Genomic DNA, 23,153 nt, shown 5'->3' with positions numbered 1-23,153 from the left:
CGGGTGCACTACTCGGCTTGAGCATCTATGTCGTCAAGCTGGGCAAGTAATTGTATTGCTTTCTCGGCTTGTTCTTCCGAGTGCGCCCAATCTACCACCCGGTTTAAAAAGAGTCGTGCATCCTGGGGCATCCCTGCTTTGATGGAGTACTCACCTGCGAGCAGGTTCACTGACCGGCTTGCCGGGTTGAGCTTGAGGAGGCGGATAATTTCATTCAGTGCGGATTGTCTGCGCCCCAGTTCCCAGTAAACCTTTACCAAAAGCGTATTCTCGCCATAGAGAGAATTTTGAGCGCGCGCTGTTTCAAAATGACTCAGTGCTTCCTCTAAAAGAGCCCCACGATTGTCGGGTTTTTTTTCCGCAAAATCCCATAGCGCATGAGCAAGGTAAGCGTGTGCGACACCACTTAGGGACTGCTCTTCGAGCAGTTCCTCAATCAGGCTGGCTTCTTCGCCCACTTCATTTGAAGCATGGCCCTGTATTATGGCCAGTGCGGCACGCCCCTCGCTGTTGATTAACTTTTTATTTTCTGAGAGCAGGGTTTTTGCGTAGTCCCAATTGTTTGATGCCAGGGCCAGTCGCACCTTGATATTTACGACCTCCTGTTCGTTGAGTGAGTGGTCCTTTACATTGGTTGGGATATCGGGCACTTCAATCCCAATCGCATTCCACATCTTCATGCCTGCGTAGCGGCGCAAATCGTTGGAAATTTCTTTTCCATCGACGCCAAATTCTTCAAAAAACACATCGGCCGATTTTTCTCCCTGGGTATATCTGAGCAAGTATTTTTTGAAGGGGTCAGAGTAATCCTTCATACCGTTGGCGGGGCCCAGCATCATACGGTGCGCCAATAGCCAGGATGTCGCATAAAATCGCCCGGTAAATCGGTGGCTCTTGAAGCTATCCCCGGGTTCGAGTAGGGATTTTATGGGGAGCATGTCGGATCGCCCCAGCCATCCAAGGCGGTCCTGTGGCACACCTCCGATGATCGCTTTGTTACCCTTGAAATCCAGCGTCGAATAAAATTCTGCGATCCCCTCGGAGTACCATCTTGGGTACACAAAGTTTCCCAATCGGTGATTTAGGAAATGTACATATTCGTGGAAAAAAATCGTGTCATCGCTGCCGGGCCCTACTACCATCAAAGGGTGCCCGGGGCGGTCCATATAAAAACCCGCAATATTATATTTTTCGGTAAATTTGCGAAGCGTTTGTTTGTTTCTGAAAAGGTAAACTTCGAATGGTACGGTTTCTGCACTTTCTGAAATATTCAGAAACTTGTGAAGAGATAGTTTGAATTGCTCGAAACTGTGAATTTTTTTAAGTGTTTGTTTTTTTGAGAGATCCGAGTAAACGATAAAATTCCGTGATTCATATCTTCGCCACTCCGCCGCTAGTGTTTGGCTTGATAGCGAAAAGCCCAGGGTGAAAATTAACGTGATTAAAATAATTTTCATCGTAACCAACTTCCCTCTATATGGGTTGGGCACTAAATAAAGCGAGCCGTGCATTTTTCAATTTAAATTGGATATTTTCTTGTTATCATTTTTTGCAGATTGATGCTAGTTATTGTTTTATAGGTGATATGTACGTTCTCTGTACAGGCTAAAGATATACTCAAATGACATTTCAGGCCGCTATCATTACCCGTGGCGCTGTCAATTAAAGGTTGCCGATGGAAGAATTCTCCCGGGCCTCATCGCTGGTAATGTTTGACGAGTTCTGCGTCGCCTCTGGGCTCGATCCACGGCTAATGTTGGATAATGCCGGCCTTCCCGCCGATACCCTGGCGCATCCCGATAACCTGATTTCCTTCCAGCGTATGGCCCTGTTGCTGGATGACTGTGCGCGGGAATCGGGAAACCCTCTGTTCGGACTGGAACTCGGTTTACGCCAGGGCACCGCGGTATTTGGCCAGCTGCTGTATCTGGTCAAGAACGCCAACACCGTCGGCGAATCGCTCGCCGAGCTCGCCCGCTATTACCACCTGCATTCCAGCAGTGGCGTGGTGAAGGTTGAGGTTCACAATAAGCTGGCATTCCTTGAGTACACGCCGATACTGCGCGAAGGCATTCCCTCCCGGCAGGCGATCGAACAAGGTGTGGCGGTAGGGTGGCAGTTGCTGAAAATGTTGCTGGGACGGCAGTGGAATCCCCGGGTCCTGTATCTGCAGACGGCGGCAGGCGCTTCCGCGCACCGCTATGCGCGCCTGTTGCGCATCGCGCCCCACTTCAATAGCGACAGGAATGCCTGGGTTTTTGATGCCGCACTGCTGGCGGCGCCACTGAGTGACGCGGACCCGGCACTGCACGCGCTGATGCAGGCACACATCGAAAGACTGGACGAACTTGCCCCCAAGGAACTGCCCGCATTCGTCAGTCACCTGCTGCGCAACCTGCTGCCCAATGGCCAGGTTTCCCTGGACTATGTTGCCGATTACATGATGCTCGGCACCCGCACCCTGCAGCGCATGCTGACGGAGGAGGGAACCAGCTTCCAGTCGCTGCTGAATGAAACCCGCCAGGCGGAGGCGACGCGCTACCTGAAGGAGTCCGACATCAGCCTGACCCAGCTGGCAGGCCTGCTCGGGTATGCCGACCTCGCCACCTTTTCCAAAGCCTTTCAGCGCTGGTTTGGCATGAGTCCGCGCCAGTGGCGCCAGGCCAACGGCCGGCCCGGCTCCGTCAGGAAGCTGGCGCGGGAGCGCCGGCGGCCTTCCTGGCTGCGCTGAGCAACCAGTAACCTATCTGTTTTCGATACAGACTACCGCGCCTCCGCCGCATCGTCGTGCGTAAATAAACAAATTAATGTCGCAATCTGACAAGTTTAGCCCGCGGCTTTGTGAGGACAATGCACCATCTCATCGCCCCTGTAGCTTCTGCTACTCCTTGTGATCGAGCGATGAATCACAAGCTGGCCTTTTGCCACGCTGTTCAGCAAAGAGTGTTCTATGACCTATAAAGCCATCCAACTGAGCAAGCGCCCCAGCGGCGATATCACCCCGGACATTTTCGCAACCGTCGAACTGGAAACGCCGGTGCTGGAAGAGGGCCAGTTCCTGGTCAAGCAGACTTACATGTCCCTCGACCCTGCGATGCGCACCTGGCTGAATCCGCGCGAAGACAGCTATATGCCGCCGGTTCAGGTCGGCGAAGTGATGCGCTCCTACGGCGTTGGTGAGGTGGTCGAGTCCCGCAACGCCAACTATCCGGTGGGCGCGCGGGTGATGGGCGTTACCGGCTGGGCGGAATACGTGCTCGGCAACGAGGAAATGCAGGTAGTGGATGCCGCGCTCGACCCGGAAGCGCTGCTGTCCGTGTTCTACGTCACCGGCCTGACGGCCTATGTGGGCCTGATCAAGATCGGTCGGCCGCAAGCCGGGGAGACCATTCTGGTTAGCGGCGCGGCCGGCTCTGTGGGCTCACTGGTGGGACAGATTGCCAAGGCCGAAGGCCTGCGCGTTGTGGGTACCGCCGGCAGCGACGAGAAATGTCGCTGGCTGGAGGAGGAGCTCGGTTTCGACAAGGCGATCAACTACAAATCTGGCGACCTCGCCGCGCAGCTGGACGCAGCCTGCCCGAACGGCATCGACCTGTTCTTCGAAAATACCGGCGGTCCGATCCAGCAGCTGGCCTACGAGCGCATGAACCGCTTCGGTCGCATCCTGGTGTGCGGCATGATCTCCGAGTACAACCTCGAGAAGCCGGTACCAGGCCCGAACTGGATGGACATCAACCTGAAAGGGCTGCGCGTAGAAGGTTTCGTGGTGCCGGATCACCTGGATAAGGCGCAGGAAGCCACCGAAGCTCTGGCCAAGTATGTACAGAACGGGCAAATCCGCTTTCGCACCCATGTGCTCGACGGTCTGGAAAGTGCTATCGATGGTATTAACCTGCTGTTCAATGGAGGCAACGAGGGCAAGCTGCTGGTCAAACTCTGAGACGCAGCGGCGCTCAGCTGTTAAATAAAAAAGCCCCACATCCGTGGGGCTTTTTTATTGCCTATGACAAGTGGAGTCGCCCAAATCATTGACATTATTGACGGGTGAAATAAGCTCCGATTCGAGAGTGTGTCCAAGCGAGCCCGGTCTTTGGCGCAATAATTTTCGCAGTAACAATAAGAGTTGAAATGAAAGTCTGTAAGTTGTGCAAAAAAGAAATAGAAAGCAGCGCCAAGAAATGCCCCTACTGTCAGGGCTATCAGGACTGGTACCGGAATCCGCAAATTCTCTCGCTGATCGCAATTGTGCCGATCATGTTTTTATGGTTTAACTACATTAATCCATTCAATACCGAGAATTTCGTTGATTATCAGGAGCAGTTTTCCTCGAAGCAAATCAATACAGTGGAGCTGGAAGGGCGAAACGGGCCTTACTTCAAGGTGACTTTTGAGGTTCAAAATAATACTGAGTACAAATGGGGCGATATGAGTTACGAGCTCATAGGTCGTAATAACGGAACAATTATTATTGTTGAGCCAGGAGCTACGTTTAGCTGGGTAATACAGCCCCACTCAAGTTCCTATATAAGTGCGAGTACTCCAGTAGTACCGGATATATCCAGTTGGGAACTGGTGATCAAAGATTTGAAGACCGGGCGCCGGATCTAGGTTGCGGATTGCCAAAACATAGCAAAGGGACTTGTACATTCCCCGCTTTAGCGATTACCTGACTGCATCACTACCGCGGAATTTTCAGATGACAAACGGCGAACAGAAGATACTTATGCGCGGAGTAGCTGCTGGCGCATTAATAGGTTTGGCTTTCGGCCTGCTGATCGCCTTGTTCATTTTGTTAACGGCATAGCGCGGGCCGAGCCTAGTCATCCGGAGTCTTGCAGCCCCGGAGCCGCACGAAAGTCGGATGCTGGGCGGTTAATGAAAGCACCCGGATTCCATCCAACCAAAGAGGAAGAGTCATGAGCAGTGAACTTTATTACCTGACGCTCGTTACCATCTTTACGGCAGTGCTGTGGGCGCCGTACATTCTGAACCGGTTCGCGGTCTGGGGCATATTCGATACGGTGGGCTACCCCGCAGATCCGAAACCCCAGTCGCCCTGGGCGGTGCGCCTGCAAAAGGCGCATGCCAATGCCATCGAAAACCTGGTGGTGTTTGCTGTATTGGTGCTGATTGCACAGGTGGCAGGTATCAGCAATTCAGTTACCGTGACTACATGCGTAGTGTATTTCTGGGCGCGGGTGGTGCATGCACTTGCATACGCACTGGGGATTCCCTGGGTGCGCACCCTGGCTTTTGTGGCGGGCTTTTTTGCACAGGTGGCGGTGGCATGGCAGTTGCTAACGGCGATGTCGGTTGGCGCTTGAATATTGCATGGCGCGAAGCTGTTTTTGGCTTTTGAGTATTGACGCTGACTGGTTCTGTTCTGGCGGATAGTCATTTGCCGTGAAGCCGTGCCAGAGGATTAATTTCGCGCTATTGGTTGCCTTAGTGGCAGACGTTAGGCAATGGAGTGCCTAAGATGCTTTTAACAATTTGCGGATTTCTGATTTTCGCCGTAAGTACGTTACAGATTCGATTTCCGAATTTAGCTGTTCTGTTGAAAAAAAGAGAGCCTACGACCTGGAGATGTCTAGGATCTCCTTCAGGTCATTCATTCGCGGATCTCGGTAATACGATTTCGCTTTACAGCTGGGTTCTATCGAAGAAATTCTTGGATTCAGATAATCCAGAAATTGTAGAAGAAGGTGAGCGGGCACATATAAAAGCGCGTCGAGTAGAGTTTGGCCTAATCGTGGGGCTAGCTACTATGGTCGCGGGGTTGGTCCTGGCACTTGTGCAGGCATTTGCTTGAAAAAGCCGTGAAAATGCTGCGGATGTTCGGCTACCCACGGTCTAGCAGGCAGGATAATCAATCCTGCCTGCTACCAAGTGTTGTTTTTGACGCTTTCCTCGCTGGGGCGGAATTTCCGCTGCCTCTCAACACCAAGTCTGCCTCTAAGCCGGGCGTTATACACTCAATAGAGTATGAAACGAATCGAGTTCTACAGCATTGCTGATGATTTTGGCGATTTCTCAAATTTTGCTCCTTACCCGATCAAGGTAGACGGCAAGGTGTGGCCGACGAGTGAGCATTACTTCCAAGCTCAGAAATTTGAAGATGTGGCTTACCGCGAGAAAATTCGTAGAGCTAATACACCATCAATTGCCGCTAGCCTTGGTCGTGATCGAAAAATGAAGCTGCGTCGAAATTGGGAGTCTGTAAAAGTCAGTGTAATGCGAAAAGCATTAGAGGCAAAGTATACACAGCATGAAGATCTGAAAATTCTTCTGCTCTCGACAGGTGATGCGAAACTGGTTGAGCACACGGATAATGATCACTATTGGGGGGATGGTGGTGATGGCAGTGGTAAAAATATGCTGGGTATACTTTTGGAACAAGTGCGAAAAGAGCTAACGTCAGGCACATGACCATTGCATAAGGTATGTTTCGGACCTTTAAGCCTCAACTGAGCCGCTTTCAGTAGCCGCATATTTAGTTGTTCTTTGCAAGAGAGGGCTTCGATGAGTCCGATAGAAATATGGAAAATGATTTTCGATGGTAAATGCTCATGGGTCTGTTTTAAAAATGGTACGTGTGTAACCGTCGATAATTTTGATTCTAATGTTTTGGAAGAGGCAAAGAATATATTAGATTCAAACGGCTCTGTGCATGCGGGTACAGCTTCTGGTGATTTTACAGTCAATACGTTAGAAAATGGTCAGGGTTGGATCGTTACCTATAGCTGCCCAAACATATACTCTTTTGTTTCTAAAGCAGATATGGAAGAAGGAGTTGTAGACTTCATTGTTGGCGTTGTTGGGAGAACTAACCGCCAAAAAGACGCAGAAAGTAAAATTGCAGTCTTTGAGTCAAAATTTAGTAAAAGCACATAATTATCCGTGGCAGTTCATGCGGATGCACAGTTGGGTTATCTGAGGGCGTTCTGATTGATTCTTCCAATGAGCACGACCTAATAGGAGTGCATGGAAAATCGCTTATCAATCTATAGCAGAGTTTTCGGCGCAGGCCGTATATTGCAATCTAACAAATGAAAGTAGTCATTTTATAAGGCTGTCGCTTAACTATTAAGTTTTTCTCTGGACTCCAATAGCAGGGTTTAAACATTGTGAATACGATATTAAAAATAATGGTTTTCATCTTGCTCGTCGTAGGTCTTGAGGTATATGCCGAAGATAAGCCAGCGGTTAAGGAACGCGGCGCAGCATCTGTTAAGTTCCGGCGGCTCCTTTTGAGCAAACCCAGACGGTTTAGCGGGGTAAATCGAGAGGATAATTTGAATGATATAGAGGTTAGAGAAATTGTCGCCGCTACACATACAATTTATCCCGGTGCGATTGTAACCATTGATGCGGTAAAAAATGGTTGCCCATGTGAAGATGGTGAATCCTGTGATGCGCAAGTATGGGTAGTGCTCTACGAACCTGGAAATACGCAAGGATTAATGCTGTCCAAAATAAGCGACCGGTGGACAGTCGGACCTGTGCAAAAATGGTGGTTGGAATATGATCGTCTTCGAACGGAGAAGGAGCTACTTTGGCGCTCAACCTCCACACCGGTAGGGCGCGACGACAAAGCCATTGAGGATGAGATGAAAGCCCTTAGGGATCGATTTCCTATTTGTTTCAGCGAAGGGGATGCCGGGCTGAGTTCGGAATCAAAAAGTTGAAATCAAATAACAATTAAGTCAACCAGATGCCCGGCGGCACTGGCTACTAAAGCGTTATACGCTCTTAAAATCTGAAATCGGGTTACCTAAGGTATGAATATTAACCTAACCGAGTATGGTCAAATTCTATTCCTCGGACTTTGGCTATGGATAGCTGGTGTGACGCTGCTCATACATCATTTGGCCAAAAAGAAAACACAGTACCCAAAAGCTATTTCCGTATTTGGGTTTGTATCTGCATTTGTTCCACCGCTGGCTGTAATAGTTTTGTTCGTGTTGCTTGTGTTGCGAAATCGAGCGGTGCCTGAACCTGTTCCAGGTCAGCGGGGCGTATAGCAATCGGTTGTAATCGCCGCGAACAGCTCAGCTGGAACGGCTTACGCTACGCTCCAGCGCCCCTAAACCGAGCGTTATGTTTTTTGAGGAAACCTATGAAAATAATAAGAAAACTTATGTTGGTTCTATCGCTATTCTCTGGGGCGGTTTCAGCACAGGTGGCTCCGGCTTTTGAGCCTGTTATGGCGCTATTTTCTGCCATGTCAGAAGTTGACCACTCAGGTATGAGGGCTGCAGTAACGGATAAATTCGAACTCCTTGAAAACGGAGACGTTTGGGGTATTGATGAGCTTATCGCTGTTGTCACGCCAAGTGAATACAAGAGAGAAAGCTTCTTTAGCCTGATTTCTACCGATGTGAGAGAAGATATAGCGCTTATAAATTACTGGAATAAAGCCGTTTTTTCATCAAAAAAATCCACGAAAAATGTTACTTGGCTGGAAAGTGTGGTGGTAGTCAAGGAAGATGGAAGCTGGCGTCTACAGCAGATGCATTCTACGCGTGTTGACCCGGAAAAGGTTCCAGATTCTGTTGCATTTACAGAGATGCGCTAAAAACATAACAAGCGGTTGTAATCGCCGCGAAATGCGCGGCTGGCACCGCTTAAGCTACGCTCCAGTCGCCCCTAAATTGAGCGTTTGGCGTAAATAAATTATCTGAGATCTTCGAGAATATGGAAGTTGATAAAACTGACGCTCGAAAAAGAGCCGATGAAATTAAGCCTTATCGCTGTAAAAATCTGATAGCTGTTCTCGAATATCCAATGGACATGAAGAACATTGGAACAGTCATTAGAAACGTCAATGCGTTAGGCGTCGAAAAAACGTACATTGTTGATCCGCGCAACTCATTGCCCGATGATTGGCAGGAAATGAGAGAAAGGAAATCACTCTCAAAACCGTCTGTCTCTGCGATCAAGTGGAGCTTCGTAAAGCGATTCAATAGTACCGAAGACTGTCTGGCTCATTTGGTGAAGAATAGATTTATCTCGATCGTTACCTCTCCTCATGTAAAAGGAAAAGACAACTTTATATTACATGAGGCGGATTATACTCAGCCAAAATTGGCTGTTTGGTTTGGTAACGAATCTAGAGGTATCAGTGATCTTGCAGTTGAAGGTAGCGCATTCTGTGTATCCATTCCAATGTTCGGAATGATTGAGAGCCTGAACCTGGGAACAACTTCTGGAATTGTATTGTATGAAGTTACCAAGCAGCGCCGCGAGTACCAGGAAAAGTACAAGAGAGCAAACCGCGGTCACTAACAAAGCAATTCAGCCGATGTCTTACTTCGTGTACTTTTTGCACAGTCGCTGCGCTCCTATTTTCGTGCAAAAAAGCACACAAAGGATGCCGCGCCTGAGTGCGGCGTTATGCCATAAACAATGAGTACAGTACTAAGAATCATCGGCCCAAGAGATGAGATTCTAGAGGCCATTAAGGGTTGTAGCCTCGCCTTTAAAGAGTCTGTTTTAGCCGCCAAAAGAATAGAAAAAGAGAAGCTGCCACCCTCGGCTGAAACTTTTTTCAATCTCCGCATCTCTGATTAAAGTGGGAGCCGCGTACCTGCTCAAATATCAGACGTCACCAAGTTCTTCCAAAATAACGAAAGTGAAGTGAGATCGCTGGCCCAAAAAACTCCCACCTGCAATTGGAGTGTTGATTTTATGTGGAACTTTCCAATTTACGGCGCGGGGCAAATGGTCAATTTCCCAGTTGGGCTTATGAGTTTATTGGCGTCACTGGATGTTGAAATGGAGGTTTCGGTTTACCCAATTAAACGCCAAAACGCGGCGCCGGATGAGGGATAACAAGCGCAAGCAGAAAGCTGCGGCCTCTTGGGCCTCTGCGGAACAGCTTATCGTGAGCGCGTTTTGCGCAGTTCGCTACGCTCCCATTTATGCTCAAACCGCGCACAAGGTAAGTTGCCCCTGCTTGCGGCGTTCTTTACAGAGGATCTTAAGTTCGAAATGGTCCAATGTGAAATGACTCGGGGCTGTTGCTGGCATGCCAATCAGTGAACTGAGGGCGACGGTCAAATTTACACAACCCACGATGGGCGGATAGGGGTTGGGCACAGTTTGGGCACAGAGCCGAATTTGAGGCGGCGTGCCCAAATAAGGGCAGCGGTCAAAGGTGGGTGGAAGGATTGCGAGGCCTCAGGTGAGCATATTGGCCTGTCCCTGGTACCTGCTGGCTTTACGCCGAGGTTTCACACTCGGTAACGAAAAAAGGCCACCCGAAGGTGACCTTTGCTTTATGGCCCGCCCGAGAGGATTCGAACCTCTGACCTTTGCCTCCGGAGGGCAACGCTCTATCCAGCTGAGCTACGGGCGGAAACTGCGCGGCTTGGGTTGCCAGCGCGGACGCGAAGTATACAGAAGGGGGCAGGCGCGGGAAAGTGGCTTTCGAGGGAAATGGTGCCCGGCGGCCCGGCCGCCAAATACTCCTTCAGGTGGCGCCGGGGCAGGGGGAGGGGAAGGGGATATTCACCGCCAGGGCGACATTGCGCTGTACCCACTTGCATTGCGACCTAAAAGTCATGCTGCTTGGTTCCGGGGGTATCGCGTCCCGGGAATTGACTTTGGTTAGGGGCGGCATATGCTCGAGTGCCACTGGTTGACCCTTACTGGTTGCGAACACACAGGCCCATCATCAGTGGCAATCTGCCCGGGCCGTAACAGGCGTGGGCGCTAGTTATACTGATCCCATTTCACTGTTTAATGTGAGAAATCATGATAAAGCTAACAAAGGGTGTTGTGTTGCTGGTGGCCGCAATAATGGCTGGATGTACTTCGTTGAAACCCATAGAACTGAGCCAAGATCAGCTCCACATGGAAATCCGGAATAATCATGTGGTGGAAGTTGGGGGAAATATCAAAGCGGTTACTGCGGATGGCAAGCGGCACGAATTTAAAGTGGTGGAAGTCACGGCCACATCCGTAGTTGGGGAAACCGAAAGTATCGAAATTGAAGATATCGTCGCCCTGGAAACCCGACAGTTTAGCGGCGGAAAAACGGCGCTTCTGGTAGGCGGTATGTACATCGTTTACGGATTATTGGCCGCGGTCGCTGCCGTCGCTACATTGGTCCCCTAATTTGGTCTTGAGCAATATTGTTTGCTGTTAGAGCGCGACCAATTTCTAAATTGGCCGCGCTCATCAAGCACACATTTCTGCAAAAAATATCGTGCCGGGTTACGGCCGATACTTATCCACAAGCTTGACCAGTGCCGCATGGTCGATGGCCCTGGCGTAATTGCCGCCCTCGCCGCGCATGTCGCGCGCCGCGACCAGGGCGTTGACGATGGCTTCCTCGGTGGCCTCTACGGTGCCGCGAAACAGCGGGTCTAGGTGCTCGTTGCCGAGCATGCGTACCTGCTGCAGGCCGGTCTGGCTGGCCGGATTGCCGGTGGAGAAGGCGATGAAGATGTCGCCGGAGCCGTTGCCCGCATAGGAGCCGACCCGGGCCAGGCCCATGGCGGCGCGCTTTGCCAGTCGCTTTAGCTGGTGCGGCAGCAGTGGTGCGTCGGTGGCCACCACGATGATGATGGAACCGGTATCACCCGCCTCGGGGTCTTCCTCGGAATAGATGCGATCGTTGCGCAGGTGCTGGCCCACGGGTACCCCGGCGATACGCAGCGTATCGCGCAGGCCGTAGTTGGCCTGCACCAGCACGCCCACCCGGTAGTTTTCCTTCTCCGCACTGACCAGCCGCGAGGCGGTGCCAATACCGCATTTGTACTCGTGGCAGATCATGCCGGTGCCGCCGCCCACATTGCCCTCGGCCACCGGGCCGCCCCTGGCGCCTTCCAGTGCGGCCACCGCATCCTCCGCCTTCACGTGAAAGCCGTTGATATCGTTCAGGTGCCCGTCCCAGGTCTCGGCGACCAGTGGCAGCGACCAGGTGTAACCGCTGGCATCCGGCGGCGCGGCCTTGACCCGCCAGGCTATGGTGGCGTCGCGCACCGTGCCCACGCTGTGGGTGTTGGTGATCATCACCGGGCCTTCCAGCACGCCGGACTCCTCCACCCAGTGGCTACCGGTCATCTCACCGTTGCCGTTCAGGGAGAAGATGGCGGCCATCACCGGGTCCATCAGGCTGTCGTCGCCGCGGGGCAGGATCGCGGTGACGCCGGTGCGCACCGCATGGCCCTCTTCGGTATCGGCGATCAGGGTGGTGTGGCCGACGGTGATGCCGGGCACGTCGGTAATGGCGTTCAGCGGCCCGGGGGTGCCGTCAAACGGGATACCCAGGTCGCGGGCGCGTTCGGCATTACAGGTGGCAGCGATGATCATCAGCAGGCCTGCGGCGATGAATTGGCGGTGAAAGGAGAGTTTATGCACGTTCGGGTTCCATCATCGGTGGTACATCGAGATCGCGCGCGCTGCCGTCGCCATCGGGCTGTTCGTCGAGGCGCACGATTCTGAAATTCGCGAAGCCGTAGGCCATCGCCATCAGCGGGTTGATCAGGTTCAGGAAGGCGTAGGGCGCGTAAGCCAAGGTGGGTACGCCCAGGGTCGCGGCCATAAATGCGCCGCAGGTATTCCACGGCACCAGTGCGGAGGTCATGGTGCCGGCGTCCTCGAGGGTGCGGGACAGGTTCTGCGGTGCCAGGCCGCGGCGCTTGAACTCGGCGCGGAACATACGCCCGGGCAGCACGATGGCCATGTACTGGTCAGAGCCGACGATGTTCATGCCGAGGGCGGTGGCCACGGTGGTGGCGATCAGCGAGCCGGTGCCGCGTACCTGTTTCAGCAGCACCTGCACCAGTCGCTGCAGCAGCCCAGTGTGTTCCATCACCGCGCCGAAACTCATGGCGGCGAGAATGAGCCAAACGGTGTTGACCATGCTGGTCATGCCGCCGCGGGACAGCAGGCTGTCGAGCACATCATCGCCGGTCGCAGATACATAGCCGCTGGACATGGCCTGCCAGATGGCGAGCGCCGTTGCGCGCCAGCCCGGTCCGGTGCTTTCGCCGGCGAAGCGGATCAGCGCCTCGGGCTGGTAGACGATGGCCACCAGCGCGCCGGTTAGAGCACCCAGGAGTATCGCCGGATAGGCTGGCACCTTGCGCAGTGCCAGGCCGAGTACCACCAGCAGTGGCAGGAAGGTCGGCCAGCCGATATTGAACTGGCTTTGCAGCAGCTCGCGACTGCGTGCAATGGTCTCTGCACTGCCCTCGCCGTCGGTGCCGAGCGCCAGCCAGGTGAACAGCACCAGCGCGATCAGGAACGAGGGCACCGTGGTCCACAGCATGTGGCGGATATGGGTGAACAGGTCGGTGCCGGCCATGGCCGGTGCCAGGTTGGTGGTGTCGGAAAGCGGCGACATCTTGTCGCCGAAGTAGGCCCCGGAGATCACCGCGCCGGCCGTGATCGGCAGCGACAGTCCCATCACATGGGCTACGCCCAGCAGGGCAATACCGACGGTACCGGCCGTGGTCCAAGAGCTGCCGATGGACACGGCTACCAGCGCGCAAACAACCATGGCGACCGGGTAGAGCCAGTGCGGATCCAGCAGGCCGAGGCCGTAGTAGATCAGCGCTGGCGCGGTGCCGCTGACCATCCAGGCGCCGATCATGGTGCCGACCATCAGCAGGATCAGGCACGCGTTCATCGACAGGCTGATGCCGTGCACCATCGCCTTTTCCAGTTCCGCCCAGCTCTGCCCGCGCAACAGGCCGATCAGCGCGGCGGCGGCGGCTGCCAGGAACAGCGCCAGCTGGTTGGGGCCGGACGAGGACCCGTCGCCGAACAGGTTGACGGACAGGCCCAGCAGGCCGATCAGTACCAGCAGCGGCACCAGTGCCAGCCACAACGGAATTTGGTTTGCGGGCTTGTTCATCGCAATGCCTCTGTTATGGATTCAACAAATTATTTCGCGCGCGCTCAGCCGCGCTTTTTCAGCAGGTACTGGCCGTACCAGTCCAGGTTGCGCTGCATGCGGTCCGCCAGGTAACTGGGGACGTTGAGGCCGTGGTTCTGCCCGGGGTAGATCACCAGCTGCGAGTCCACCTTCAGCGAGCGCAGTGCCTGGTACATCTGCTCGGCGCCGAGGCAGGGCACGTTGCGGTCTTTCTCCGCGCACTGGTACAGGGTGGGGGTGGTGATGCGGTCCGCGTGCAGGAACGGGTAGCTGACCCGCGCGTAGTTATCGAAGTTCTCCCACGGCGTGCCCAGCTCCAGCTCGTATTCGCGGCTGTACTGGTCGTGGCCGTAGCTGCCGAGCACATTGGCCACGCCGGCGCCGCTGATGGCGGCCTTGAAGCGGGTGTCGCTGCCGATCAGGAAGTTGGTGAGGATGCCGCCGTAACTCCAGCCGCCGAGTCCCAGGCGCTGCTTGTCGGCGATACCGAGATCCACCAGGTGATCGACGCCGGCGAGCACATCCTTGACGTCCGCCTCGCCCCAGCTGGCGTAGATCGCACGCGCGAAATCGAAACCGCGGCCGGAGGAGCCGCGCGGGTTCACCGCCAGTACTGCGTAGCCTGCCGCCGCATACAGCTGCCAGTCGTACATGAACTCATGGGAGAACTGGTACACCGGGCCGCCGTGCACGCGCACGATGGTGGGGTATTTCTTGCCGGGCTGGTAGCCGACCGGCTTCACCAGCAGTGCCTCGATGCTGTGGCCCTCGCTGTCAAAGCGCAGCTCCTCGCTCGCCTGCAGTTGCACCTGGCTCAGGAAGCTATTGTGGTCGGCGAGGGTGCGCGGTTTGGCTTCCACGCTCTCGATGAAAAACGGGCGGGTGTCGGTGGAGACCAGCTCCGCCAGGCGGCCATTGGGGGCCAGTGCATAGTCGTAACCGAAGCGCTGGCCCTGGCTCAGGTAATCGATTTTCTCGCTGGCCACGTCGATGCGCGCGAGCCAGGTGTTCAGGTTCTGCTCCACCAGTGCGTAGATGGATTTACCGTCCGGTGACCAGCGCGGTTTGTAAAAGCTGCGGTCAATATGCGCCAGCTTGCGCTCGGTGCCCTTCTCCAGGTCGGCGACCACCAGCTGCCAGGGCGCATAGTAGATCCACTTGTCCTCGCCGCTCTGCAGCCACGCCAGTTGCTTGCCGTCCGGCGACCACACCGGGCGGGATTCCCAGTAGGGGTCCACATCGGTGCCGGCAAAACTGCTGATGCGCTTGGGTTCGGCGCCGGCCTCGGGGGTCACGGTGTAGACGTCGTAGTTCAGGTGGCGATCCGGGTCCGGACCGGTGCGGGTCACGTAGGCAACGCTGGCGCCGTCCGGCGACCAGGATGGCAGCCACACATCCATCGGCGCGCGGGTCAGCTGGGTGAGCTGCTCGCCGTCTAGGCTCAGGGTCCACAGACGCTGGTAGCGGTTGGTGAGGTAATCGCGGTAGTCCTCGACAAACTGGAAGCGGTCGATCACCAGCGGCGGTACCGGCTTGTCCTCGCCGCGGCTGTCCTTGCGCACCGGCGGCGGTGCGTCTTCGGCGATCAGCGCAAAGCGGCGGCTGTCCGGCGCCCATACAAAGTCGGTGACCCCGGCGGGCAGGCTGCTCACCTGGCGCGGCTCGCCGCCGGCGGCCGGCATCACGAATATCTGCGCGCTGCCGTCCTCGCTGCCGTCGCCGAGGAACGCCAGCCACTTGCCGTCCGGGCTGTAGGCGGGTGCCCACTCACTGTCGAACTGGGTGTTGGTGAGCTGCACCGGCTCGCCGCCGGACCAGCTCGCGCGCCACAGGTCGGACACGCTGGCGTCGCTGTCCAGGTTGTGGCCGCTGACGGTGTAGGCGATGCGCTCGCCGTCCGGGGAAAAGCTCGGCCCGGACAGGTCCTGCAGCTGGTGCATGTCCGCCATTTCGAACGGCCGCAGCGGCTGCGCCGCCTGTGGTGCTACCAGTGGTGCCGCCGCCAGCAGGGCGATCGACAGGAATCCCAGTCGCTTCATGGTTGCTCCTTTATGTGCGTTACTCGGCGCGGGCGGCATAGAAGGCCCGCGCCTTGTGCAGGTAGGCGAGCGTGCGCTCGCGCTCGTTGTCGTTCAGGTATTCGTCGCGCTGGCTTGCGTCGTCGATCACGCGGTCGAGCCAGGCGGTGAAGTAGGCCGCGTCTTCAGGCGCGCGCTGCGGCGCGCCGTCCACTTCCAGCCACACCGGATTGGTGGTGGCATAGGGGTACAGGTCCTGCACCCAGGGATGCGGCTGGCCGGCGGCGCGCAGCAGCAGCCAGCCGGAACCGGGGATCTCGACCTCGCCGTCCCAGTCCACCCGCTGTCCCGCCGTCAGGCGTTTGATCACCGCGCCGTTGAACACCAGCTCCAGGTCCTCAAGCGGCACCAGCGAGCGCAGTGCCGCGTCCACTTTTACTTTGCCGGGCTGCTGCAGCCGCACGCTGTGCCCGGGCAGCTGGCCGTTCACGCGCAGGCCGAGCATTGGCCCGTTGCTGACGAAACTCTGTCCCTCGCGGATCGCACGCTTGAGGGAATCGGCATCCCGCGCCGCGCCCTGCAGGAAGATGCGGTTCAGGCCCACCGGGCCGCGCAGGCTGGCGTAGTTGGTCATGGCGTCGGTACCGGCACCGGCGGGCAGGCGCAGGCCCAGGTTCAGCAGCCGGTACCAGACCTCGGCGGTAGCCTTGTGATCGGCGAACGACACCACTTCCAGGTAGTCCGTGAGTCCCAGTGCCGCGTCCGCCGGCAGGCTGTGGCTCAGTTTCTTTTCTTTTGCCGGGTCGATGGACCAGTCAAACGGGTGCACATAGCCCACCAGCGCGCCTTGCTTGTGCGCCAGCTCGCTCACCGCGCCGTTGTGCGGGTAGGGCGAGGCCAGTGCGGTGTGGCGGTAGCTGGCAAAGTCCGGGGTCAGGTAGTGGTCGTCCAGGTGCAGCAGGCCAAGGTGGCCCCAGTAACTGGTGTGGTACTCCTGCCCCTGGAAAATGGTGCGGCCGTTGCGGTTGAACGGCGCGGTGGAGAAAGCCGCGATATCCGGAATCCGCTGCTCCTTGTTGACGATCAGGTTGTAGCCGATGTCCAGGTCCTCGGCGCTCATCTGGTCGGCGAGGCCAGCCAGTTGCTGGCGGTAGTGGCCGCCGTAATTCATGTGCAGGTGCAGATCGGCGCTCTGGTGCGGTCCGAACTTGCGCGGCAGCGACAGGTCGCCGAGGAGCAGGTTCAGGGTCTGGCTGTCCGCGGCGACGGTGAGCGTTTGCTGTGCCGGTGCGGTGGCAAAACCGTGCAGCGCAGTAACGGTAATTTCGCCCTGCGGCACCTGCAGTTCACAGCGTTTCTGACAGTGGAAGTAGTGGTTTTCGTGGGATTGCTGGCCCGGCTGGAAATAGTCGTCCCCGTGCAGCCAGCCGTTGTTGTGCGCATCCGCCTCGGCACCGTAGTGGCGGCCGCTGGCGTCCTGCACCATCACCCGCCCGGCAATGGGTTTGCCGTCGGGCCCGGCGAGTTGCAGGGTCAGCTGCGTCATCGGTTGCAAGTAGTGGCGCTGCTTCGCGGCGATGCGTTTGCGCTCGCCGCCGATCACCGTCTGCAGCCACAGTTCGGTGCCGCCGGCTTCGTTGCTGATGTAGACAATCTGCTCGCCGTCCGGCGACCAGCGCTGCTGGCGCAGGTCGAACTCGCCGAAGGTCAGTGGCAGCGGCGACTGGCCGCTGGGGGTGGTGAGCCACAGCTGGTGCCACTGGCGGCCCTGGTAGCTGGCGTACAGCAGGCGCTTGCCGTCCGGCGCCATCTCCGGTTTGGCGGCCCAGGTGGTCTCTTCCACCAGGATCTTCTGGCGGTTGGCGGGGTTGTCCACCGCCACCGACCACAGGTCGCCGCTGCCCCAGGCCACCTCGGTGTTGGCCAGGTAATAGATACGCGTGCCGTCGGGGCTCCAGCTCGGGTTGATCGCGTGGTCGGTGGGGCCGTAGTAGTAGCGGTCGATGTCGCTCTGGCGCGGCGCCAGCAGCGGGCGCACATCGCCGAGGCCGCTCTCCCCCAGTTCCGCGATAAACAGGTTGAAGTGACCGCCGTCGCGGCTGGAGGTGAACACCACGCGCTTGCCGTCCGGCGAGATGCGCGGCTCTAAATTGGCGGCGCCGGTGCGGGTAAGCTGGCGGCTCTCGAGGCTGTCGAGGTCCAGCCGCCAAAGCTCCAGCGCATCGCCATCGGCGCGGGTGTAGATGGCGTAGCGGCCGTCGGGGGAAACCTCCGGCTGGTAGTCGTAACCGGGACCCGCGGTGAGCTGCCAGGCCTCGTCGCTGTCCAGGGCTTGCCGCCACAGGCTGCCCGCCATGCTGTACAGCAGCGCCTTGCCATCCGGCGTAAACGCCGCCTGGCCGGGACCGCTGGTGAGCTGCGGAATATACATCTCGCGCCAGTAGTAACTGTGCGGATGGTCCACGTGGGCGAGGACCGGCGCGCGCGCCGGTACATTTGCCTGTTGCGCGATGTCGGACTGCACTGTACCGGACTGCGCGGTGGCAATGGCTGCCGGCAGCAGTGCTGCCAGCAGGGTCAGGGAGCGGGTCGTCATTATTGTTTTCCCGGTCATGTGGTTGGAAACCTAGCCCACCAGTGCCTCCGCCAGGCTGGTCTCGATCATTTCCAGTGCTTCATCCACCTGCGCGCGGGTCACGCACAGCGGCGGCATAAAGCGCAGGGTGCTCTGGCCGCAGGAAAGCAGCAGCAGGCCATTGTGGTAGGCGCGGGTGATCAGGCGATCGCACAGTTCCTTGGCCGGTTCCTTGCTGTCGCGGTCGGTGACCAGCTCCATGCCGATCATCAGGCCGCGGCCGCGCACCTCACCGATGCAGTCGACACGGCCCTGCAGCTCGCGCAGGCGCTCGATAAAGTAGGCACCCACCTTGGCGGCGTTGTCTGCGTATTCCTGTTCCACCAGGTCCAGCGTCGCCAGTGCGGCGGCACAGCACAGCGGGTTGCCACCATAGGTGTTGCCGTGGGCACCGCGCGGCCACTTGGCCATGTGTTCCTTTTTCGACACCACAAGGCCGATCGGCATGCCGGAGCCCAGGCCCTTGGCCAGGCACATGATGTCCGGGGCCACGTCCCAGTGCTCTGCGGCAAACATCTTGCCGGTGCGGCCGACGCCGGACTGCACCTCGTCGAAAATCAACATGATGCCGTGGCGATCGCACAGGTCGCGCAGCCCCTGCAGGAAGCCGTCCGGCGGCACGATGTAGCCACCCTCGCCCTGGATCGGTTCTACCAAGATGCCGGCCACCTCGTTGGCGGGGACATTGGACTGGAACAGCACCTGTTCCAGATAATCCAGCACCGCCTTGCCCTGGTCGTCACCCGCCAGCAGCGGTCGGTAATTGTTGGGGAAGGGGATGTGGGTGACCCCGGCCATGGTGGGGAAGAAACCCTTCTGCTGGGTGTACTTGCTGGAGGTAAACGCCAGCGAACCCATGGTGCGGCCGTGGAAGCCGCCGAGGAAACCGATAAAGCGCGAGCGCCCGGTGACATAGCGCGCGAGCTTCAGCGCGCCTTCCACCGCCTCGGTGCCGCTCTGGCACATGAAGGACAGCACCTCGCCCATGTGCGACAACTCGTTGACGCGCTCGCCCAGGCGCACCTGGTGCTCGTGCCAGTAGTCGCTGGAAATATGCAGGAACTGGTCGGCGGCGCCCTTGATCGCCTCGACCACCGCGGGGTGGCGGTGGCCGGTTGAGCACACCGCAATACCGGCGGCGAAATCCAGGAAGCGGTTGCCGTCCACGTCCCACACATCACAGCCTTCGCCGTGGGACATCACAAATGGGTAATCGCGCGGGTAGGAGGGCGACACTACTTTGCTGTCGCGCTCGATCATGGCCTTGGCCTTGGGGCCGGGCAGGGGGGTGACAATGCGTTTATTGTTTTTCATATCGCTGTTCATATCCTGATCCTTATACTGCATTGGATGAATTTGATGCCAGGTGAATTTTCACCGGCGTGGCGTGCGCAACACGGGTGCGCTCGTTGAGGGCGCGCAGTTGCGCGAGTTCGGTGGCGGTGGGCGGCGCCAGCAATTGCAGCTGCGCGGCGACCTGCAGTGGCCAACCACACGCGGCGACGGCCGCCGCCGGGTCCACTCCGGGGTAGATGTCGGTGAGCACCAGCTCGTCGCTGTCCGGGTGCGGGCGCAGCACACCGAAATCGGTGATCACCGCCTGCGGGCCGCGCCCGGGATAGCCCCTGGCGGCGCGCTCGCCGCGGCCACCCAAAAAACCGCTGCTGGTGCGAAAGCCCAGCTCGCTGACGAAACTCTTCGGCGACATGCGCATGATCACCAGCACACTGTTGGCGTGGGTGGCGATCTCCGGTGCGCCGCCGGCGCCGGGCAGGCGCACCTTGGGATCGTCGTAGGCGCCGATGACGGTGCTGTTGAGATTGCCGAAGCGGTCGATCTGCGCGGCGCCGAGGAAGCCCAGGTCCACGCGCCCGGCCTGCAGGTAGTGGGTGAAGATCTCCGGCAGCGGGATCACCACCTCGGCGGTCTCCGCCAGTTCGCCGTCGCCGATCGACAGCGGCAGCACCCGCGGCTTGGTGCCGACGGTGCCGGATTCGTAGATCAGCACCAGGTTGGGCGCGTGCAGCTCGCGCGCCAGGTTGCAGGCGGCGCTCGGCAGGCCGATGCCGACGAAGCACACGGCACCGTCGGCGAGCTGGCGCGCCGCGGTCACCGTCATCATTTCGTCCTGGGTGTATTGAATGTCTGCGGCTGGCTGGCTCATGCGGCGACCCCCAGCTTGTGCAGCAGCGCCGAGTGATCGGGACTGTCGAGCACGTGGCGGTTCATCCAGCTGAGGAAGCTCTCGCGTTCGCGCGCGATGCCGTCCCAGGCCTGGTAGAAGCTGTTGTCTCGGGGGTAATAGCCCTGGGTGTAGGACGGATAGGCGCCGCCCGGCACCACCGCAATGGCGTCGATCAGGAAGCTCGGCAGCACGATCGCATTCATCCCCGCATCCAGGCTCTCCACCTGTTCCTCCACCGTGACCAGCAGCGCGCGCGCCGCCAGCGCGGCCTCGCGCGCCGCGCCGGTGATGCCGCGCAGCAACACGTTGCCGGCGCGATCCGCGCACTGCGCGTGCAGGATGGTCACATCCGGGCGGATCGCCGGCACCGCGGTGAGCGCGGTGCCGCTGAACGGGCAGGCGACGGCGCGGGTGGCATCCGGGTTGGCGGTGTACAGGTCGGTGTCGCGAAATCCCTGCAGCAGGCCGCTGGGCAGGCCGGCGGCGCCGGCGCTGTAGGCCGCCGCCAGTTCCGCGTGGCTGTATTCACACAGGTCCAGCGGGCGCGGCCAGGCGTTTTCCACCGCGTCGCGCAGCCGGTGCAGCGAGCCCACGCCGGGGTTGCCGCCCCAGGAAAAGGTCAGCTTGCTGGCGCAACCCATGCCGATCAGCTGGTCGTAGATCAGGTCCGGGGTCATGCGCACCAGGTGCAGGTCGCGCCGGCCCTGGCGGATGATCTCGTGGCCGGCGGCAAACGGGATCAGGTGGGTGAAACCCTCCAGCGCCAACTGCTGGCCGTCGCGCACCAGTTCGGCGATGGCGGTACTCAGGCTGACAAACGTTGCCATGGTCTCTCTCCACTCATTCGACGATGGTGTGGGACTGCTCGCGCTGGTACAGCGCGAGGTAGTAGAAGGAACCGATGGCCTTGCCGGTGGTGCCGGAGCCCTTCCAGCCGCCGAAGCACTGGTACCCGGGCCAGGCGCCGGTGGTGGCACCCTGCGGGCGGTTCACATAGGTCACGCCGGCCTCGATTTCGTCGAGGAACTGGTTTACCTCGCGCTGGTCGCCGTAGACGCCGGCGGTCAGTCCCAGATCCGTGTCGTTGGCCAGCTCCAGTGCCTGCTCAAAATTGTCGACGCGCGCCAGCAGCAGGATCGGCAGGAACATCTCCTCCCGCCACAGCGGGTGTTCCAGGCTCGCCTCGGCCAGCAGCGGTTCCACGTAGTAGCCGTCGCCGCAGTCGTCGAGCTGGCGGCCGCCGTGCAGTATTTCCGCGCTCTCACCGAGCTGCGCCGCGTAGCGCGCGTAATTGGCGTGTGCCTGTGCGGTGGTCACCGGCCCCAGCCAGTTCTCGCGCTGGCGCGGGTCGCCGATATTGAGCTTGCCCAGCTCGCCCTTGATACGCGCGATCAGTTCATCCGCCACTGCCGAGTGCACATACAGGCGCGACAGCGCCGAGCACTTCTGTCCGCCCATACCGAACGCCGAGCGCACGATGCCGATGGCGGCGCGCTCCAGGTCCGCATTGCGGGTGACGATGCAGGGGTTCTTGCCGCCCATCTCGGCGATGCACGGGCGCGGGTAGCGCCCGGCGACCATAAAGCGGGAAATGCGCATGCCCACTTCATAGGAACCGGTGAAGGTGACGCCGGCGGTAGACGGGTGCGCCACCAGCGCATCGCCGATGCGGCTGCCGGGGCCACTCAGGTAGTTGAACACCCCGGCGGGCAGGCCGGCGCGGTGCAGGCAGTCCGCCAGCAGGCGGCCGGCCAGTGGTGTATGGCTGGCGCCTTTCAGTACCACAGTGTTGCCGGTCACCAGCGCCGCGGCCACCGGGCCACCGGCCAGCGCCAGCGGGAAATTGAACGGCACGATCACCACCCAGGCACCGTAGGGTTTCATCACGCTGCGGTTGGTGGAGGTCCAGTCCGGCAGCGGGTCGTTCGGCAGCATGTGGTCGAAGCCCTGCTGCTCGAAACTGTCGGCGTATACGCGGAAAAAGTCCGCGGTCTCCTGCGCTTCGCCCAGGGCTTCGAACCGGTTCTTGCCGGTCTCCAGAGTCAGCGCGGCGGCGAGCAGGTAGACCTCTTCGTCGAGCAGGTCGGCGATGCGGCGCATGATCGCGATGCGCTCGGCCGCGGGGGTGTGTCGCCAGCCCTTGAACGCCACCTGCGCGGCACCCATGGCGGCGTCGACATCGGCGCTGTCGGCGGCGGCAAATTCGCCGAGCACCAGCTCGCGGTCGAGGGGACTGACGCGGGTGTCGTAGGCTTCCGCCGGACGGTCCTCGCCGTCGATATACAGATGGAAGCGGCCGCCGAGGTCCGCGCTCAGTTCCGCCAGCGCCGCCTCGTAGCGCTGATGCATTTCTTCCGGCGGATTGAACATGGTCGCGTAGGTGAGTTTGAAGCTCATGTTTTCCCTCTCTTATCGTTATTTCGG

At 58.5% G+C, this 23,153-nt stretch carries 19 protein-coding genes and 1 tRNA gene; 10 read left to right on the top strand and 10 right to left on the bottom strand.

Annotation, left to right across the window (positions count from 1 at the left end; all coding sequences use genetic code 11):
* Positions 1–8: 8 nt before the first annotated feature.
* On the bottom strand, positions 9–1,457 hold the full coding sequence (locus tag R5R33_RS08925; RefSeq protein WP_318955670.1) for a hypothetical protein: 1,449 nt from the start codon (positions 1,455–1,457) through the stop codon (positions 9–11).
* 218 nt (positions 1,458–1,675) lie between these two features.
* Between R5R33_RS08925 and R5R33_RS08920 the strand changes: the two genes are divergently transcribed.
* The 9 genes from R5R33_RS08920 (at position 1,676) to R5R33_RS08880 (ending at position 9,288) form a co-directional block, all read left to right on the top strand.
* Complete coding sequence (locus tag R5R33_RS08920) at positions 1,676–2,731, top strand: AraC family transcriptional regulator (protein WP_318955669.1); 1,056 nt, start codon at positions 1,676–1,678, stop codon at positions 2,729–2,731.
* A 219-nt stretch (positions 2,732–2,950) separates the two neighbouring features.
* Positions 2,951–3,940, top strand: a complete 990-nt coding sequence (locus tag R5R33_RS08915) for an NADP-dependent oxidoreductase (protein ID WP_318955668.1) — start codon at positions 2,951–2,953, stop codon at positions 3,938–3,940.
* Between the two features lie 188 nt (positions 3,941–4,128).
* Positions 4,129–4,608 carry a hypothetical protein gene (locus R5R33_RS08910; RefSeq protein WP_318955667.1) on the top strand — a complete coding sequence of 160 codons (480 nt, stop codon included), beginning with the start codon at positions 4,129–4,131 and terminating at the stop codon, positions 4,606–4,608.
* A 308-nt stretch (positions 4,609–4,916) separates the two neighbouring features.
* Positions 4,917–5,324 (top strand): MAPEG family protein, encoded by a 408-nt coding sequence (locus tag R5R33_RS08905; protein ID WP_318955666.1) that lies wholly within the window; start codon positions 4,917–4,919, stop codon positions 5,322–5,324.
* Positions 5,325–5,985: 661 nt separating this feature from the next.
* Complete coding sequence (locus tag R5R33_RS08900; protein ID WP_318955665.1) at positions 5,986–6,429, top strand: NADAR family protein; 444 nt, start codon at positions 5,986–5,988, stop codon at positions 6,427–6,429.
* Between the two features lie 93 nt (positions 6,430–6,522).
* Positions 6,523–6,894 (top strand): hypothetical protein, encoded by a 372-nt coding sequence (locus R5R33_RS08895; RefSeq protein WP_318955664.1) that lies wholly within the window; start codon positions 6,523–6,525, stop codon positions 6,892–6,894.
* Between the two features lie 233 nt (positions 6,895–7,127).
* Complete coding sequence (locus tag R5R33_RS08890) at positions 7,128–7,688, top strand: hypothetical protein (protein WP_318955663.1); 561 nt, start codon at positions 7,128–7,130, stop codon at positions 7,686–7,688.
* A 431-nt stretch (positions 7,689–8,119) separates the two neighbouring features.
* A complete protein-coding gene (locus R5R33_RS08885; RefSeq protein WP_318955662.1) occupies positions 8,120–8,578 on the top strand; it encodes a nuclear transport factor 2 family protein in 459 nt (152 codons plus the stop codon).
* A gap of 119 nt (positions 8,579–8,697) precedes the next feature.
* Positions 8,698–9,288 (top strand): TrmH family RNA methyltransferase, encoded by a 591-nt coding sequence (locus R5R33_RS08880; RefSeq protein ID WP_318955661.1) that lies wholly within the window; start codon positions 8,698–8,700, stop codon positions 9,286–9,288.
* Positions 9,289–10,283: 995 nt separating this feature from the next.
* On the opposite strand, the gene R5R33_RS08875 is transcribed toward R5R33_RS08880, so the two are convergent.
* Positions 10,284–10,360 (bottom strand) — tRNA-Arg (locus tag R5R33_RS08875).
* Between the two features lie 398 nt (positions 10,361–10,758).
* Between R5R33_RS08875 and R5R33_RS08870 the strand changes: the two genes are divergently transcribed.
* Positions 10,759–11,121 (top strand): hypothetical protein, encoded by a 363-nt coding sequence (locus R5R33_RS08870; RefSeq protein ID WP_318955660.1) that lies wholly within the window; start codon positions 10,759–10,761, stop codon positions 11,119–11,121.
* 99 nt (positions 11,122–11,220) lie between these two features.
* On the opposite strand, the gene R5R33_RS08865 is transcribed toward R5R33_RS08870, so the two are convergent.
* The 8 genes from R5R33_RS08865 to R5R33_RS08830 are packed head-to-tail and all read right to left on the bottom strand — an operon-like array spanning position 11,221 to position 23,126.
* Positions 11,221–12,369: a DmpA family aminopeptidase gene (locus R5R33_RS08865; RefSeq protein ID WP_318955659.1), complete on the bottom strand. Its 1,149-nt coding sequence runs from the start codon at positions 12,367–12,369 to the stop codon at positions 11,221–11,223.
* Positions 12,362–13,870 carry a Na+/H+ antiporter NhaC gene (nhaC, locus tag R5R33_RS08860; RefSeq protein ID WP_318955658.1) on the bottom strand — a complete coding sequence of 503 codons (1,509 nt, stop codon included), beginning with the start codon at positions 13,868–13,870 and terminating at the stop codon, positions 12,362–12,364. Before nhaC ends, R5R33_RS08865 begins: the two co-directional genes overlap by 8 nt.
* 44 nt (positions 13,871–13,914) lie before the next feature.
* Positions 13,915–15,930 (bottom strand): S9 family peptidase, encoded by a 2,016-nt coding sequence (locus R5R33_RS08855; protein WP_318955657.1) that lies wholly within the window; start codon positions 15,928–15,930, stop codon positions 13,915–13,917.
* 19 nt (positions 15,931–15,949) lie between these two features.
* Positions 15,950–18,505 (bottom strand): CehA/McbA family metallohydrolase, encoded by a 2,556-nt coding sequence (locus R5R33_RS08850; RefSeq protein ID WP_318955656.1) that lies wholly within the window; start codon positions 18,503–18,505, stop codon positions 15,950–15,952.
* 30 nt (positions 18,506–18,535) lie between these two features.
* Complete coding sequence (locus R5R33_RS08845) at positions 18,536–19,858, bottom strand: acetyl ornithine aminotransferase family protein (RefSeq protein WP_318955655.1); 1,323 nt, start codon at positions 19,856–19,858, stop codon at positions 18,536–18,538.
* 22 nt (positions 19,859–19,880) lie between these two features.
* On the bottom strand, positions 19,881–20,708 hold the full coding sequence (locus tag R5R33_RS08840; RefSeq protein ID WP_449843692.1) for a CoA-transferase subunit beta: 828 nt from the start codon (positions 20,706–20,708) through the stop codon (positions 19,881–19,883).
* Positions 20,705–21,556 (bottom strand): CoA transferase subunit A, encoded by an 852-nt coding sequence (locus tag R5R33_RS08835; protein WP_318955654.1) that lies wholly within the window; start codon positions 21,554–21,556, stop codon positions 20,705–20,707. The genes R5R33_RS08840 and R5R33_RS08835 overlap by 4 nt, the downstream gene beginning before the upstream one ends.
* A 13-nt stretch (positions 21,557–21,569) precedes the next feature.
* Positions 21,570–23,126, bottom strand: a complete 1,557-nt coding sequence (locus tag R5R33_RS08830; RefSeq protein WP_318955653.1) for an aldehyde dehydrogenase family protein — start codon at positions 23,124–23,126, stop codon at positions 21,570–21,572.
* Positions 23,127–23,153 lie beyond the last annotated feature (27 nt).

Source organism: Microbulbifer pacificus, from assembly GCF_033723955.1.
GTDB lineage: Bacteria > Pseudomonadota > Gammaproteobacteria > Pseudomonadales > Cellvibrionaceae > Microbulbifer > Microbulbifer pacificus.
This window is presented reverse-complemented; position numbering and strand designations above follow the sequence as displayed.

What these genes read in the sequence shown, in the direction of transcription:
- R5R33_RS08925 (WP_318955670.1), bottom strand. Translation starts at nt 1,457, where the DNA reads ATGAAAATTATTTTAATCACGTTAATTTTCACCCTGGGCTTTTCGCTA.
- R5R33_RS08920 (WP_318955669.1), top strand. Translation starts at nt 1,676, where the DNA reads ATGGAAGAATTCTCCCGGGCCTCATCGCTGGTAATGTTTGACGAGTTC.
- R5R33_RS08915 (WP_318955668.1), top strand. Translation starts at nt 2,951, where the DNA reads ATGACCTATAAAGCCATCCAACTGAGCAAGCGCCCCAGCGGCGATATC.
- R5R33_RS08910 (WP_318955667.1), top strand. Translation starts at nt 4,129, where the DNA reads ATGAAAGTCTGTAAGTTGTGCAAAAAAGAAATAGAAAGCAGCGCCAAG.
- R5R33_RS08905 (WP_318955666.1), top strand. Translation starts at nt 4,917, where the DNA reads ATGAGCAGTGAACTTTATTACCTGACGCTCGTTACCATCTTTACGGCA.
- R5R33_RS08900 (WP_318955665.1), top strand. Translation starts at nt 5,986, where the DNA reads ATGAAACGAATCGAGTTCTACAGCATTGCTGATGATTTTGGCGATTTC.
- R5R33_RS08895 (WP_318955664.1), top strand. Translation starts at nt 6,523, where the DNA reads ATGAGTCCGATAGAAATATGGAAAATGATTTTCGATGGTAAATGCTCA.
- R5R33_RS08885 (WP_318955662.1), top strand. Translation starts at nt 8,120, where the DNA reads ATGAAAATAATAAGAAAACTTATGTTGGTTCTATCGCTATTCTCTGGG.
- R5R33_RS08880 (WP_318955661.1), top strand. Translation starts at nt 8,698, where the DNA reads ATGGAAGTTGATAAAACTGACGCTCGAAAAAGAGCCGATGAAATTAAG.
- R5R33_RS08870 (WP_318955660.1), top strand. Translation starts at nt 10,759, where the DNA reads ATGATAAAGCTAACAAAGGGTGTTGTGTTGCTGGTGGCCGCAATAATG.
- nhaC (WP_318955658.1), bottom strand. Translation starts at nt 13,870, where the DNA reads ATGAACAAGCCCGCAAACCAAATTCCGTTGTGGCTGGCACTGGTGCCG.
- R5R33_RS08855 (WP_318955657.1), bottom strand. Translation starts at nt 15,930, where the DNA reads ATGAAGCGACTGGGATTCCTGTCGATCGCCCTGCTGGCGGCGGCACCA.
- R5R33_RS08850 (WP_318955656.1), bottom strand. Translation starts at nt 18,505, where the DNA reads ATGACGACCCGCTCCCTGACCCTGCTGGCAGCACTGCTGCCGGCAGCC.
- R5R33_RS08845 (WP_318955655.1), bottom strand. Translation starts at nt 19,858, where the DNA reads ATGAAAAACAATAAACGCATTGTCACCCCCCTGCCCGGCCCCAAGGCC.
- R5R33_RS08840 (WP_449843692.1), bottom strand. Translation starts at nt 20,708, where the DNA reads ATGAGCCAGCCAGCCGCAGACATTCAATACACCCAGGACGAAATGATG.
- R5R33_RS08835 (WP_318955654.1), bottom strand. Translation starts at nt 21,556, where the DNA reads ATGGCAACGTTTGTCAGCCTGAGTACCGCCATCGCCGAACTGGTGCGC.
- R5R33_RS08830 (WP_318955653.1), bottom strand. Translation starts at nt 23,126, where the DNA reads ATGAGCTTCAAACTCACCTACGCGACCATGTTCAATCCGCCGGAAGAA.